Source organism: Carnobacterium sp. 1290_CSPC (genome assembly GCF_001053265.1).
In the GTDB taxonomy this organism is placed as follows: domain Bacteria; phylum Bacillota; class Bacilli; order Lactobacillales; family Aerococcaceae; genus Aerococcus; species Aerococcus urinaeequi.
On record NZ_JVVG01000116.1, the window covers coordinates 1 to 15,051 of the forward strand.

Below are 15,051 nucleotides of genomic sequence, written 5' to 3' on the forward strand. Positions count from 1 at the left end.
CACAAAAATAGTGCCGATGAGACTCAATTGAATCTCACCAACACTATTTATTATAGAACCAAGAATAAACGTCTAGGTTGATTATCAGCGAGATAGATTAAAAAAAGGAAAAGGGTTAATCCTTTTCCTTTTTGCGTCCAAATAGAATTTGTAAGTCAATAGTAATACCATCTAATGCCATAGCTTCTGTCATTTGACTTTCGTTGGCATGCCACATTAACGGTGTCATTTGAATTAAATCGCGTATCTGCTCTTTATTTAATGGTCGATATTGTTGGTAGTGGCTTTGACCAAAGTCATTGAAGGCTGCTTTAAATTTAGCAATGGACGCAGAAGAGTCGTGTTTTTGTTCATCCACTGGTAGAATGATTTTCCGTAATTCTTTTAAATAGTTAGGGCCGGGTACAATTTTTAGGGCCCAACCTTGTTCTGAAAGTGCTCGGTTTAGTTCAGCGTAGTTAGAGGGTGAAAGGATGGTAATCGTACCCTCTACTTGTCCATCTTTAAATGGTAATTGACTTAAATCAGCAACCACCCAAAGGGCTTTGGTATAGTGTTTGGCAGCAGAAAGGATACCATCTTTAGCTAAGTCTAAGCCTAGGAATTGTGGCATTTGATCTTGATTGTTGCCCACATGTACCTGCCAAGTTTGTGCTAGCTGATTGAGGTGACTACCTTCTCCAGTGCCTAAGTCAATTAGGTTGCTAACTTGCGTCAAGTCTACCCCTTTTTCAATTAACAGTTCTAAGATTTGTTGGTAAACGTCAGCGTATAGATTTGCGTCTTGCATGATTCGTTGGCGAGCAGTGAATAGGTCGCTGTTGTAGTGTGCTTCTTGGTGATTAGGTGCAAGGTTAATGTAACCTTGTTTAGCGATGTCAAAGCTGTGATTGTGATCGCAACGGACTTGATTATGACTAAAAGAAAGATTGCTTTTGCAGATAGGGCAGGTCATGTGCGTTGTCCAGTAATTAAATTTTTGAATTGCTTGTGTTCGTTTTGATTCCATAGGTCACCTTTTTTGAATTTGTCATAGTTCTCACTTTTATTATAGCATGTTAGAATAGACTTATTAACGATGATTCATGTGTTTAATGCTAGCTGTCTTTTTTTCATGCTAGCTATTCATAATGGTTTGAGAAGTGAGGGAATATGCGAAATAGAAATAAAAGATGGCTATATAGCGCATTTATAGCGAGTGTTATGAGCCTGTTGCATGTGATGTTAGAGATGTGGTTCCCAAATCCAAGTTTTCAAGCAATTCTTGGAGATGGTATAGCGGTTCAACAAGGGATTTATTATCCAACTTTATTTATAATTTATTTTTTGATTTATACATTCATGACTTATGCTTACTATCTAGTCGATTTTCGCTTGCCAGGAACCAAAGGAACTAAGGTAATGCTTTATGTTATTTCAGAGTTATTGATTTTCTTAGTTTACCGAGCCGAACCCATGCCCCATTTAGTGGAGACGGACTGGATGATTAATCCGGTTAAAGCGATTTTGATTTTCATGATACAAGGTCAGTTGATTTACCGGTTAATGGCTCGCCAACGGTTAATGTATAAGCCAAAACCTTTTTTCTATACTAGAGGCCTACGTGTTTACATACTAGTTTTTGCGATCATGAGGCTAGTGGCTTATCTAGGCCTAGATATTTATGGAGCGGATGATGGGCAGTTACCAGTAGCTATTCTTTGGTCCGGTATTATGGGACTTTCAATTGGCTTATCTTTTGGTGCAATACAACGCTATATCATCCGGCAAAACCATATTGGCAAAACCAATCAGTTTGCCCTACAGTTCTTTGCTTGGATTGCAGTAGCCAATTATGCCATGATGTATCTACGGTATGATGTCGGCATTTTTGACTTACTAGCTCGTTTAGGCTTGGATATTGCAGCTGTTTGGATTGCGACCTTTATCGTTCTCCATTGGCAAATCAATGAACGAACACCTGTATATCCATTAGATACAAATTCACAAATATAAGTAATTATTGGCTAGGGTCCAGTTGTCCTAGCCTTTTTCTTTTACAAAAAAATACCCGCTAATAAGCTGCGGGCATTAAGGTTGTATTATGCTTCTTGTTCTTCTGTGTATACTTGGTCTAAAACTTGTTGGAATACTTCTACAGGTTGGGCACCTTGTACCGCGTATTTATTATTAAATACAAAGAAAGGGACACCTTGAACGCCAACTTCACCTGCGCGGAAGATATCAGCAGTAACTTCAGCTTGGAATTGATTTTCACTGGCTAGAATTTCGTGGACCTTGTCTCCATCTAATCCGACTGACTCAGACAGCGCAACGATTGTTTCTTCATCGCTGATTAAAGCGCCATCTTCGAAATAAGCTGTATAGAATGCTTTAAAATATTCGTCATCTTTGCCTTGTGTTTTCGCATATTGGAATACACGATGTGCAGGCATGGTGTCTGCCATTTTCATATCAGAAAAGTTGAAGTTTAAGCCAGTGGCTGCAGCCATTTGTGTGACTTGATTATTCATTTGCTCTGCCTGTTCAACAGTTGTATCTTTTAAATCTGCAAAAGCTTCATAGAAGTTTTTGTTTGGATTATATTTTGCACCAGGCATTAATTCGAAGGACTTGTGTTGAATTGTAATTTCATCTGCGTGGGCAAAGTTATCCATTGCGCGTTCCAAGTGTGTTTGTCCAATGTAACAGAAGGGACATACAAAGTCAGACCAAATAGTAATTTCCATGAAGGTAGATCGCTCCTTATAATTGATTATTTGTGATCTTTGGTTGTTTGTTCATTTTTTGTATCCTTTTCTTGATTATCTTTTTCCTTATCGCCATCTCCATCACCGTCAATATTAACGATAGAGGCAAATAAGTCTTCTAACTCAGTAGATTTCCGGTTTTCGATACCCATGGTAACGCTCCTCTCTACAATTTACTTATAGTAAGTATTATAAGTGTGTCTGTTAAGGAATGCAAAGTCTAAGATCTAAGGTGAAGGGGATGCTAATACTGGGACAGGTGCTTAAATATTCGCCTTTATTAGCGATAACAAAAAGGTCAAAGAAAATGTCTACATTTCCTTTGACCTAATCTTATATATAAATTACTGCTAAAATCTAGTATTCATAACCGTGTGGGTTATCGAACAAATCTAGACCCTTCAAGTCTTCCACATTTTGTGAACCTGTTAATTGCATTACACGTGTTAAATCTTTTTGGAAGTAGTCAAGTACTGAGTAAGCACCTTGCCAGCCACCTAAAGCTAAACCAAATAAGACTGGGCGACCTAAAGCAACAACGTCTGCACCTGAAGCTAAAGCTTTGGCAACGTGTTCACCACGACGTACACCTGAATCAAAGACGATAGGTACACGTTTGTTTACACGTTCTGCAATAGCTGGAAGGGTGTCAAATGAACCTGGAGCCTCATATAATTGACGAGCTCCGTGGTTAGATACCCAGATACCTGATGCACCAGCTTTGATTGCCATATCTGCATCTTCTGGGTGTTGAATACCTTTAACGAATACTGGTAATCCAGAATGAGCGGCGATTTCCTCAATATCTCTTGGTGAGATTTTTTGTTTTGAAGAACCGTAGATATTGTTTAATGACATACCTTCTGCTGTACCACGTAAGTAACGTTGAACGATTGGCATACCAAAAGGATAAACGAATTTATTCTTCACATCACGGTCACGGTTTCCAGAAACAGTTGAGTCAGCTGTAAGGATGATAGCAGTTGCACCATCAGATTTAGCTTCGTCTAAGATATCACGGTTTTGTTGGTCATCTTTAGCCATGTAGATTTGGAACCAACGAGGTCCGCCATTTAAGCCTTCAGAAATTTCTTCAAATGTTGCACCAGAATAAGCTGAGATGGACATGATTGTACCAAATTCTGAAACTGCACGTGCAGTACCAGCTTCTTTAGTAGCATGGGCTAAACCATGTGCAGCAATTGGGGCCATGATGAATGGGGCTTTAATTTTATGACCTAAAATTTCAGTACTTGTATCAGGCGCTTCAACATCTTGCGCTAGACGTGGGTATAGTAACTTATGTTTCCAAGCACGGTCATTAGCACGTTTAGTCCACTCATCACCAGATGCACCGGCAATATAGTTAAAACCACCATGTGGTACCACTTTACTTGCTTCTTCTTCTAAGTCGTAAGTATTGACAACATCAATGTACTTAATTTCACTAGGTGCATTATATTCAATGTCAATGTTATTCATTATGTTCTTTCCTCCTAAATGTAGAATAAATATAGCAAGACAAATCTATCAACATTCCTATTTTAGCGCTTATTATATCAAAAGGGAATGGTTTATAAATCGTTTTAAAATCAACTTCTGCAAAGTATTCTTAAAAACCCTTGAATTGTTGCGTTTTTATAAGTATTCAAAGTAATTTTGTAGTAGGCTGAATGAAAAAAGAATACAAAAATGTTTCTAAAAAGCAAGAAAAAAGACCAGAGAACCTGGTCTTTAGGTATAGCTAATAATATTAGTTTAGTGATTTAGATCATGGCCAAGATGATAAAATTAGCTAAGAACAAGAATGATGCAGCCCATAAGATTGGATGAATTTCTTTTGTTTTCCCTAGTGCTACTTTCACGATGCAGTAAGTGATGAATCCTGCTGCAATACCATATGAGATTGAGTAAGCATAAGCCATGAATACTGAAGCAAAGAAGGCAGGAATTGCAACCTCTAAGCTAGTCCAATCAATCTCACGAATAGCTGACATCATCATAATACCAACGATAATCAAGGCTGGTGCAGTTGCAGCACTTGGCACTAAACCAACGAAAGGTGAGATGAAAGCACATAAGAAGAAAGCAATAGCAACAAATACAGATGTTAAACCTGTACGGCCACCTAATGAAATACCTACAGTAGATTCAGCATATACAGTTGTATTTGAAGTACCGAAGACCGCACCTAATGAGGTACCAACAACGTCACCAAAAAGTGCTTTATCTAATTTAGTGTTCATGACGCTTGATTGATCCATATTATCAATGTCTTCTTTAGTAAAGATACCCGAAGCGCGACCTGTTCCAATGAAGGTACCAATTGTATCGAATACATCAGATAAAGAGAAAGCAAAGATTGTCATGATTACTAATGGGTAACGGGATGGATCAGCGAAAAGTGATAGTAATCCTTCTTTACCAAAGGCTGCTCCGAAAGTAACACCCAAGTCTTGGAAGGCAGCGCCTAAACCAGATTGGTCGAAGTTCACAGTGGCTAAAGCAGCAGGGTTTAAAATAACGTAGATAGTTGAAACCGCGATGATACCAATTAAGATCGCACCTTTTACATTTTTCAATAATAAAATGATGGTTAGGATTAGGCCGAATAGTGCTAACAATGAAGTTTGGTCTGTAAAAGTAGAAATTTCTGGTAGTGTTGACCCAGTAGAGTTGATTGTCGCTAGACCGCCTTCGAATACAGATTGAGTGGCATCAAATGGTTGACCGTTAACAGCTGTGATGTTTGCTGCTTCAGTTGTAAAGTTGATGAAACCGGCATTTTTAACACCAATGTAAGCAACGAATAAACCAACACCAGCACCAATTGCATGTTGTAATGAGTCTGGAATTGCTTTAATAATTAATTGACGGAATTTAGTTACTGTGATGAAGATGTTGAATAAACCACAGATAAATACCATTGCTAATGCTTCTTGCCAAGTAAAGCCTAGTGAGAAAACTACTGTATAAGTAAAGAAAGCATTTAATCCCATACCTGGTGCCAATGCGTAAGGTACGTTAGCAAATAATCCGATAAATAATGTCGCTAAAGCTGATGAAATGATGGTCGCTAAGAATACTCCTTGGTAAGGCATACCTGTTTGAGATAAAATTGCTGGGTTTACAAAAATAATGTAACTCATTGCAAAGAAGGTTGATAAACCGGCAATCAATTCAGTTGAAAAGTTTGACCCATTTTCCTTCAATTGGAAAAATTCCTCTATTTTTTTCACTTTTCTTGCTCCTTTTATGAATTTAATTAACTACTTCTATCATTATAAAGACTCGAGAGTAAAAATCAATACTAAACACGAATATTTAGTTAATTTATTTTTCAATCGTTCGCAAAAACCTTTTTATGTATAAATTCCGCTTATTCACGGGCAAAAAAAGCCTTTTACAGGTTGTTAAACTAATAAAATCATTTTTACTAGTGATAAGGATGATTATGGTGAGTAATTTGATGCACGTATGCTAGAATGAAGATAGCAAAAAGAGTCGCAGTTAATATAGGAGGTCAGCCATGGCTAAAGTAACGAATTTAACGTTACGTCACAAAACGTTGTATAAGTTATTTGTTCGCAATTTTACAAAGGAAGGGACTTTCAAATCAATTATTCCAGAGCTTCAACGTTTGAAAGATTTGGGCGTAGACATTATTTTACTGCAGTCTATCTTTCCAACTACTGACTTGAGGGTTGCCGATAATTTGGAAGGTAATCCAATGATTGTGAAAAATATCTCTGAGGTTTCCCAGCAGTATGGGAGCCTAGATGATTTTCAAGAATTAGTGGACAGTATCCATGAGATGGGTATGCAAGTGATGTTAAACCTACAATTATTCCATTTGGCAAAGGATTCGGAGTTAGTTAAAGAACATCCTGAATATTTCTTACATAATGAACAGGGCGAAATGATTTCTCGATTGGACATCTATGATAGTTCATACGATTTAGACTATACCAACCCTAAATTATGGGATTACATCATTGAAAATCTAAAATATTGGGCTAAATTTGTGGATGGCTTTGCGGCAAACCATGCCCAACTGGTTCGTCCTGAATTTTGGGCGTCAGCACGGGCTGAAGTGGAAGATGTTCATCCATATTTCTATTGGGTGGCTGCGACCATGCCTTTATCAATCCTAACGAAGTTACAACAAATGAATATGCCTTATTGGACAGAAGGGGAATTATATCCTAACTTTGACGTAGTTGATCAAATTCCAGGTTCCTTCTATAAAAATCGTTTTTATCATGGAGATTTGTCCTTGGAAGACTTTGTTGGTACCTTAAATTACCAAGAGTTGATGTTGCCAAATACATACGTAAGTATGCGTTCTTTAGAATTTGAGGAATTCCCACGCTTTGCAAAATGTGTTAAACCAGGTAGTGAACTAGAAAATTGGACAGCTTTTTCCTTTTTCCAAAAAGGGATAGCCAGCGTATTTATGGGACAGGAGTATGGATCAAAAGAACGATTTAACTTCCAAAGCGGTGAAACGATCAACTGGGCTATTAATCAAGATTTAACCCCGTTGATTAATCGTATGTCACAAATTAAGAAACGGGAAGTATGTAAGAGTGGCTATTATACGACTATGCCTGCTGGAGACTCAACAGTGGTACTTTCTTACCATTATTACACACAGCATTTGTTTGGTATTTTCAAATTGAAAGAAGAAGAACAAGTTGCTGAAATTGAATTGGGCATACCTGATGGAGAATATAAAGATGAAATTTCTAAAGCTAGTTATCAGGTTGTGAATGGTCGTGTAACGTTTGGGGATAAGCCAGTTGTCATTTCATATGAAGGTGATATGAGGCTGCCAGAATATTTTAAAAAAGATGGAGGAAATGCATAGATGTATAAATTAATTGCATTTGATATTGATGGGACTTTAGTAAATTCGAAAAAAGAGGTATCTCAAGCGACCAAAGAAGCGCTTCATAAATTGCATGATGCGGGTATCCATGTAGTTATCTCATCGGGTCGACCTTATAAAGGCGTACTATTAAATGCAGATTTAGTTGGCCGTGAAATCGTACCATTTGTTTCTTGTTTTAATGGTGGCTTAGTAAAAGAAGTAGCAACTGATCGTACCGTCTTTTCACATGCCTTAACCAACGATGAATTACAAAGTTGGGTTGACTTGGCTAAGGAATATGATTTAGATGTGCATGCCCATGACGATGAATATGTGCTTGTTCAAGATGAACCAAAAGACCAATACGTAGAAGTTGAATCTACTTTAAATGAAATGCCAATCAGAACGGTCGATTTCTATGATGGTGAAATTACGGCACCAAAAGTCATGATTACGGCTGAACCTGGGAAGTTAGACGCCTTTATCGCAACATTGGACCCTGAATTGTACGAAAAATACTCGATTATGAAATCTGAGCCATTCTTCTTAGAAATTATGCCAAAAGGCGTTGATAAAGGAGAAGCTTTAGCTAAGTTAGCAGAAAGTTTAGGGATTGATCAAAGTGAAACAATGGCCTTTGGTGACCAAGCGAATGATTTATCCATGATTAAATGGGCTGGTTGTGGTGTGGCTATGGGTAACGCAATTGACGACTTGAAGGACAATTCGCAATACGTTACAGCAAGCAATGATGATGAAGGGATTGCAAAAGCATTAGAAAAACTGGTGTTCGTCGCAGAATAAAATTTTGCGTGACCAGTAAGTTCTAACGCCTATAAATAGTGATTTTAGAGATTTTTTGTTATACTGTTAGTATGACAAGCTGTCAGCTTTAAATGAGAAATTGAACAGATTTTAAGGAGTGAAATGAATGTTTGACAACACGGATATTTTAGCAACAAACGCTATTCGTGCTTTAAGCACAGATATGGTGGATAAGGCGAATTCTGGACACCCAGGTTTACCTTTAGGTGCTGCACCAATGGCATATGCCCTATGGTCAAAACACCTACGTCAAAACCCACAACACAGTAAGTGGACTAACCGCGACCGATTTGTATTATCGGCTGGACATGGTTCTGCAATGCTTTATAGCTTACTTCACTTATCAGGATTTGATGTATCTTTAGAAGATACGAAAAACTTCCGTCAATTCGGTTCGAAAACCCCTGGACATCCAGAGGTACACGAAACTGACGGTGTAGAAGCAACAACAGGTCCATTAGGTCAAGGTTTTGCTAATGCAGTAGGTATGGCAATGGCAGAAGCGCATGACGCTGCTGTTTACAATAAAGACGGTTTTAACGTTGTGGATCATTTTACTTACACCCTAGTTGGTGACGGTGACTTGATGGAAGGTGTGACGCAAGAAGCGGCATCTTTAGCTGGTCATTTAAAACTGAACAAATTAATCGCTTTATACGATTCAAACGACATTTCATTAGATGGTCCTACTTCTAAAGCCTTTACTGAAAATGTTGGTGATCGTTTCAAAGCTTACGGCTGGGAACACATTTTAGTGAAAGATGGTAACGACTTAGATGCCATTAACACTGCAATTGAACAAGCTAAAGCCAACACTGATCAACCAACATTGATTGAAATTAAAACAATTATTGGTTTCGGTGCTGAAAAACAAGGTACTTCTGGTGTTCATGGTGCGCCATTAGGTGCTGAAGGTTCTACTTTCGCTAAGAAAAAATTTGGTTGGGACTACGATGCATTCGATATTCCTCAAGAAGTTTACGACCGTTTCAATGAAGTTGTTGCGTCTCGTGGCCAGTCCGAAGAAGAAGCTTGGAACCAATTATTCGCTGACTATAAAGCAGCTTATCCAGAATTAGCAGCCCAATACGAGCGCGCTTATGCTGGTAAATTACCTGAAGGTTGGGAAGCAAATATTCCTGTATACGAAGTTGGCCAAGCAGCAGCTAGCCGTAAAACTTCTCAAGCAGCTATTCAAGAAATTGGTAAAGCTTTACCAGAATTCTGGGGTGGGTCAGCTGACTTATCTTCATCTAACAACACAATGAACGATGCAGACGAAGAATTCCAAGCAGGTTCATACCAAGGCCGTAACATTTGGTATGGTGTGCGTGAATTTGCAATGGCTGCAGCTATGAACGGTATTGCTTTACACGGTGGTTCTAAAACATACGCAAGTACATTCTTCGTATTCTCTGACTACTTACGTCCAGCAGTTCGTTTAGCGGCAATCTCTAAATTACCAGTGACTTATGTATTTACCCATGACTCAATTGGTGTTGGTGAAGATGGTCCAACACATGAACCAGTTGAACAATTAGCTTCATTCCGTGCAATGCACAACGTAAATGTTGTTCGTCCTGCAGACGGAAACGAAGTAGGTGTGGCTTGGAAATTAGCTTTAGAATCAGAAGAAACACCAACAATGTTAGTCTTATCTCGTCAAGACTTACCAGTTATTGAAGGGACTAAAGAAAACGCTGAAGAAGGCGTTCGTAAAGGTGCTTACGTAATTTCACCAGCTGCTGGCGAACAAGAAGGTATCTTAATCGCGACTGGTTCTGAAGTGAGCTTAGCGATTGAAGCGCAAACGCAATTAGCTGAAGAAGGCATCAACGTATCTGTTGTATCTATGCCGTCTCAAGAAATCTTCAATGCACAAGACGAAGCTTACAAAGAGTCTGTATTGCCAAAAGCAATCACTAAACGTGTAGCTGTTGAAATGGGTTCTTCATTCGGATGGGCTAAATACACTGGCTTAAACGGTGCAATCGTTGGTATCGACCGTTTTGGTGCTTCAGGTAAAGGTGCCGTAATTCAAGAAGAATACGGCTTTACAGCTGAAAATGTTGCCAATACTTATAAAGGTTTAGCTGACTAATTCGTCAGCTACCACCTTTGTCACTACGTCAGTCATGAATTAGCCAACAGGAGGCTTTTGAAAAAATGAAATTTTTCTTAGATACTGCAAACATTGATGAAATTAAACGAATTAATGACTTGGGTTTAGTTGACGGTGTAACCACTAACCCATCTCTAGTAGCTAAAGAAGGACGCGATTTTGAAGAAGTAATCAAAGACATCGCTGGTACAATTGATGGTCCAGTTTCTGCTGAGGTTACTGGTTTAACCTACGAAGAAATGGTTGAAGAAGCACATGCAATCGCTAAATGGGCTGACAACGTTGTTGTTAAAATTCCAATGACTGAAGCTGGTTTAAAGGCTGTAAACACACTTTCTAAAGAAGGCATTAAAACAAATGTCACATTAATCTTCTCTGTTTCTCAAGGATTAATGGCGGCTAAAGCTGGTGCAACTTACATTTCACCATTTATCGGTCGTATCGATGACTTAGGTCAAGACGGCTTGAAATTAATTGCTGAATTACGTGAAGTATTAGATATCTACGGTTACGAAGCTGAAATTATTGCGGCATCTATCCGTCACATTGCCCACTTTGAAGGTTCTGCTTTAGCGGGCGCTCACATTGGTACTATTCCAGGTAGCCTATTCCCTAAATTATGGGGTCACGTCTTAACTGACAAAGGTATCGAAGGCTTTACAGCTGACTGGGAAGCTTACCAAAACCGCGACAAATAATTTATTATCAAAAGATCAACATCAATTGAAGGAAGGGCGATTGTGATGGATGAGGTTAGACGTATCTTTCAAACCTACGAACCACGCCCTCTCGACGTTGAAAAAGCATATGCCGTCTTAATCCCTCTAGCCAAATTGGACGGGGAATGGCATATTTTATTCGAACACAGGGCAAACGGCATTTCCCAAGCTGGGGATGCCGCTTTTCCTGGTGGTCGGGTAGAAGCGGGCGAAGGGTTTGAGCAAGCCGCGGTCCGTGAAACGATGGAGGAGTTGGGGGTAAGCCCTGATAAGATCGACGTGGTTGGTGAAATGGATTATATTGTCATGGGCAAACGAATTATCGGTTGTTATGTGGGTGAATTAGCCATTGAAAGTTTGGATGATTTGACCCTCAACAAGTATGAAGTGGACCATGTTTTTACCATCCCTCTGCGTGAGTTGAAGACCATGGCGCCTGACGTCCATTATGTAGCCCACCACCAGCAAGTGGCGGATGATTTCCCCTTTAACCTAATTCCAGGTGGGAAACAATATAATTTTAGTCGATCTGAACAACGGGGAATTCTTTTTTACAATATTCAAGGGGAACATTTATGGGGAATGACTGCTAAATTAACTGCCCGTTTCGTGGATATACTGAAGGGTAAACATCTTTCATTTAATCAGGATGACAAGGAAGGCTAGCTCAATGTTAGCCTTTTATTGTTGGGCGGATTCGTGGTATGATAACGCCACATATATTATAAATTTAGATATTGAGGTTTATTATGGATCATCAAAAAGAACGGACCGCCAGATTAACTGTGATTAGTTTGATGTTGGCGATTTTAATTATTCAAACTTTTGTTCCTGGAATAGGCTATATCCCGATTGGACCAGTCCAGGCAACAATTATTCATGTAACAGTTATTATCGGTGCTAGTTTATTTGGGCCACAAACTGGACTTATCCTCGGTGCTTCTTGGGGTATTTTGCGGATGATCAAGGCAGCAATTGTGCCCGATATCATGTCAGTAGTTTTCTTAAACCCCTTAGTATCTGTTATTCCGCGGATGCTAGTGGGCTTTATTTCAGGATGGATTGCTATATACCTTGATGGTAAGGTGAAAGATAGAACAAAATTTATCATTACAGGTGTTACCGGCTCTATAGTGAATACAGTTACTGTTTTAGGTGCGATTTACCTATTTTCAGCAGAAGCTTATGCGAATGCGCTAAATATCCCAACATCTGCTTTAATTGCTACATTCTTAGTTACCATTGGCGGTAATGGGTTATTAGAAGCTGTCACTTCAGGGATTATAACGCCTATTCTATCCTTACCTTTAAGTAAATCACTTAAAAGGTCCGGAATGAATGATTAAATGGAGGTCAGATTTATGACACAAGTAACTTGTAAACGAACTAAGGCAGTACAATCACATCGAATTATGCCTAATCAAACCAATTTTTATAAGAATTTATATGGTGGCCAAATATTATATATCATGGATAATGTGGCTTCTGTATCCGCAGGTCGGTTGACGCCATATGGTACAATGACTGCTAATATGGACGATATTCATTTCATAGCGCCTTTGCCAGAAGGCGATATTGCCCATGTTGAAACCTATGTAACGGGAGCAGGTAAACGTTCGATGGAAATTTTTGCCAAGGTCATTGGTGAGAAACATACCGGTGAGCGTTATCTAGCTGCAACGGCTTTTCTAACCTATGTAGTCTTGAAAGACTATGTAGACCCTGACTATCATTTACCGGAAGTTGTTGCACATACAGATGAAGAAGTCTACTTATGTAACGGTTATGAAGGCCGAAAATCAGGTCATGCCCAAAAACGAATCTTAACGAAAGAATTGGTTAGTCATTTAACAGTTGACTTGCTTGATTAATGAAACTAGTCTTTTCTCATGGGAAAAAGACTAGAGATATTGACTTTTACTAGCTAATCAAGCAAAATATAGGCTGTAAGCTAAGCGAATAAACAAACGATTTGTAGACTAGTAATGTTGTTAAGGATTAAGCGAGATATGATCAGGTGTAAGCATATCCCCACTGACTACATGAACCTACTACTTATAAAAATCGCCTTGAAAAAGGCACGGTGGCGCCGTTATCGTCTTTGAGAGAGTTGGAGACCTTTTGTATCTCTGACTAAAAAAGGTGGCACCGCGAGCATTTCGTCCTTTATGGATGGGATGCTCTTTTTGGTTGAAGGAATATTTTTTTAAAAGGAGTATGAAAATGGCGAAGCAAGAAGCAACAGAAAACTTACAACAAACAGATTTTTCAAAATGGTATTTACAAGCAATTCAACAGGGTGATTTAATGGATTACGGTCCTGCCCGTGGGACAATGATTTTTAAACCAGATGGCTTTTTATTATGGGAATCATATAAAGATGCCTTTAACGAAATGTTGAAGAAGGAAGATATTCGTAACGCCTACTTCCCAATGTTAATTCCAAAACACTTCTTTGAAAAAGAGGCTGACCACGTAGAAGGTTTCGCGCCTGAATTGCCATGGGTAACTGAAGCAGGTGAAGAAAAATTAGAAGAGCCATTGGCATTACGTCCAACTTCTGAAACTTTATTCGGAAACGCTATGTCTGACTGGATTAATTCATACCGTGACCTACCAATGGAATTAAACCAATGGGCTAACGTCTTCCGTTGGGAAAAACGGACATTACCATTTATCCGTACATCAGAATTCTTGTGGCAAGAAGGTCACACAGCGCATGCAACTGAAGAAGAAGCACGCGAACGTACGATGAAAATGTTGCACTACTATACTGACCTAGTAAAAGAAGTATTTGCAATGCCAGTTTATGAGGGACAAAAAACACCATCAGAACGCTTTGCTGGTGCGGTAGATACCTTCTCGATTGAAGCGATGACAAAAGATACAAAAGCAATTCAAGCGGGAACTTCTCACTATTTAGGTCAAAACTTTGCAGAAGCTTTTGATATTAAATTCTTGAATGAAGACAACCAACATACATACGTACATACAACATCTTGGGGTTCATCAACCCGTTTAATCGGTGCCATGATCATGATCCACGGTGACGAACAAGGATTGGTCTTACCGCCACGCGTTGCCGGTACCCAAGTTTCTCTAATTCCTGTTGGGAACATCAAGAAAAATCCACAAGTACTTGAGAAATTACAAGAAATCAAGGCCACTTTATCAGCAGCGGGCTTACGCGTAAACCTTGATGATTCAAACAACTCACCAGGTTACAAATACAATGAGTCTGAAGTACATGGTGTACCATTAAGAATTGAATTTGGTCCACGTGATATGGAAAACAACCAAGTCATGATTAAAATGCGCGATGTTGATGGTAAAGAGGCATTTTCACTAGATCAAGACATAGTAGCTGAAATTAATAACCGTTTTGATGAAATGCACCAACGTCTTTACGATAAAGCGGTAGCTTTCCGTGCTGAGAATGAACATTTTGATATTGATACAATGGATCAATTGACTGCTCACTTAGCAGCTTGTGAAGAAAATGGCGAACGTCCAGGTTGGATTTTAGCTGGTTGGGATGGTACTGATGAATCAGAAGCAGCCATCAAAGAAGCCACAGGATTCACTTCACGTAATATCCCATTCAACCCACCAGTAGAAAAAACAGTTGACCTATATTCTGGTAAACCTGCTAAATACACTGTGTGGTATGCACGCGCTTATTAATAACTACCATAACGAGACAGGATAACCATCTTGTCTTGTTTTATATGAGAGCTAGGCATAGAATTAACATACTCTTAA

General features: G+C 39.0%; 14 protein-coding genes. 9 read left to right on the forward strand and 5 right to left on the reverse strand.

The window, feature by feature from the left end:
* Positions 1-115: 115 nt before the first annotated feature.
* A complete protein-coding gene (locus AC973_RS09130) occupies positions 116-1,009 on the reverse strand; it encodes a putative RNA methyltransferase (protein WP_048729804.1) in 894 nt (297 codons plus the stop codon).
* A gap of 194 nt (positions 1,010-1,203) precedes the next feature.
* On the opposite strand from AC973_RS09130, the gene AC973_RS09135 reads away from it, so the two are divergent.
* Entirely contained in the window at positions 1,204-1,995 is a 792-nt protein-coding gene (locus tag AC973_RS09135) for a hypothetical protein (protein ID WP_225968980.1), read from the forward strand.
* An 86-nt stretch (positions 1,996-2,081) separates the two neighbouring features.
* Here the strand turns inward: AC973_RS09135 and AC973_RS09140 are convergent, their stop codons facing one another.
* From AC973_RS09140 to AC973_RS09150, 4 genes are all read right to left on the reverse strand, one after another.
* The gene (locus tag AC973_RS09140) at positions 2,082-2,729 is read right to left on the reverse strand and encodes a DsbA family oxidoreductase (protein WP_048729809.1); all 648 of its coding nucleotides are present in this window, start codon (positions 2,727-2,729) and stop codon (positions 2,082-2,084) included.
* Between the two features lie 26 nt (positions 2,730-2,755).
* Positions 2,756-2,902, reverse strand: coding sequence for a hypothetical protein (locus AC973_RS09980; RefSeq protein ID WP_192829001.1), 147 nt, complete (start codon positions 2,900-2,902; stop codon positions 2,756-2,758).
* Between the two features lie 205 nt (positions 2,903-3,107).
* Positions 3,108-4,232 (reverse strand): L-lactate oxidase, encoded by a 1,125-nt coding sequence (gene lctO / locus AC973_RS09145; protein ID WP_048729811.1) that lies wholly within the window; start codon positions 4,230-4,232, stop codon positions 3,108-3,110.
* 284 nt (positions 4,233-4,516) lie between these two features.
* Positions 4,517-5,980, reverse strand: coding sequence for an NCS2 family permease (locus tag AC973_RS09150; RefSeq protein WP_048729872.1), 1,464 nt, complete (start codon positions 5,978-5,980; stop codon positions 4,517-4,519).
* 299 nt (positions 5,981-6,279) lie between these two features.
* Between AC973_RS09150 and AC973_RS09155 the strand changes: the two genes are divergently transcribed.
* From AC973_RS09155 to proS, 8 genes are all read left to right on the forward strand, one after another.
* Positions 6,280-7,620, forward strand: a complete 1,341-nt coding sequence (locus AC973_RS09155) for an alpha-amylase family glycosyl hydrolase (protein ID WP_048729813.1) — start codon at positions 6,280-6,282, stop codon at positions 7,618-7,620.
* Positions 7,621-8,427 (forward strand): Cof-type HAD-IIB family hydrolase, encoded by an 807-nt coding sequence (locus AC973_RS09160; RefSeq protein WP_048729816.1) that lies wholly within the window; start codon positions 7,621-7,623, stop codon positions 8,425-8,427. It abuts the gene before it with no gap.
* Positions 8,428-8,554: 127 nt separating this feature from the next.
* A complete protein-coding gene (gene tkt, locus AC973_RS09165) occupies positions 8,555-10,549 on the forward strand; it encodes a transketolase (protein WP_048729818.1) in 1,995 nt (664 codons plus the stop codon).
* Between the two features lie 65 nt (positions 10,550-10,614).
* A complete protein-coding gene (gene fsa / locus AC973_RS09170) occupies positions 10,615-11,268 on the forward strand; it encodes a fructose-6-phosphate aldolase (RefSeq protein ID WP_048729820.1) in 654 nt (217 codons plus the stop codon).
* Between the two features lie 45 nt (positions 11,269-11,313).
* Positions 11,314-11,955 carry an NUDIX hydrolase gene (locus tag AC973_RS09175; RefSeq protein WP_048729822.1) on the forward strand — a complete coding sequence of 214 codons (642 nt, stop codon included), beginning with the start codon at positions 11,314-11,316 and terminating at the stop codon, positions 11,953-11,955.
* An 83-nt stretch (positions 11,956-12,038) separates the two neighbouring features.
* Positions 12,039-12,635: an ECF transporter S component gene (locus AC973_RS09180; protein WP_048729824.1), complete on the forward strand. Its 597-nt coding sequence runs from the start codon at positions 12,039-12,041 to the stop codon at positions 12,633-12,635.
* Positions 12,636-12,650: 15 nt separating this feature from the next.
* Positions 12,651-13,160, forward strand: coding sequence for an acyl-CoA thioesterase (locus tag AC973_RS09185; RefSeq protein ID WP_016897276.1), 510 nt, complete (start codon positions 12,651-12,653; stop codon positions 13,158-13,160).
* Positions 13,161-13,512: 352 nt separating this feature from the next.
* Positions 13,513-14,973 (forward strand): proline--tRNA ligase, encoded by a 1,461-nt coding sequence (gene proS, locus AC973_RS09190; RefSeq protein ID WP_048729827.1) that lies wholly within the window; start codon positions 13,513-13,515, stop codon positions 14,971-14,973.
* Positions 14,974-15,051 lie beyond the last annotated feature (78 nt).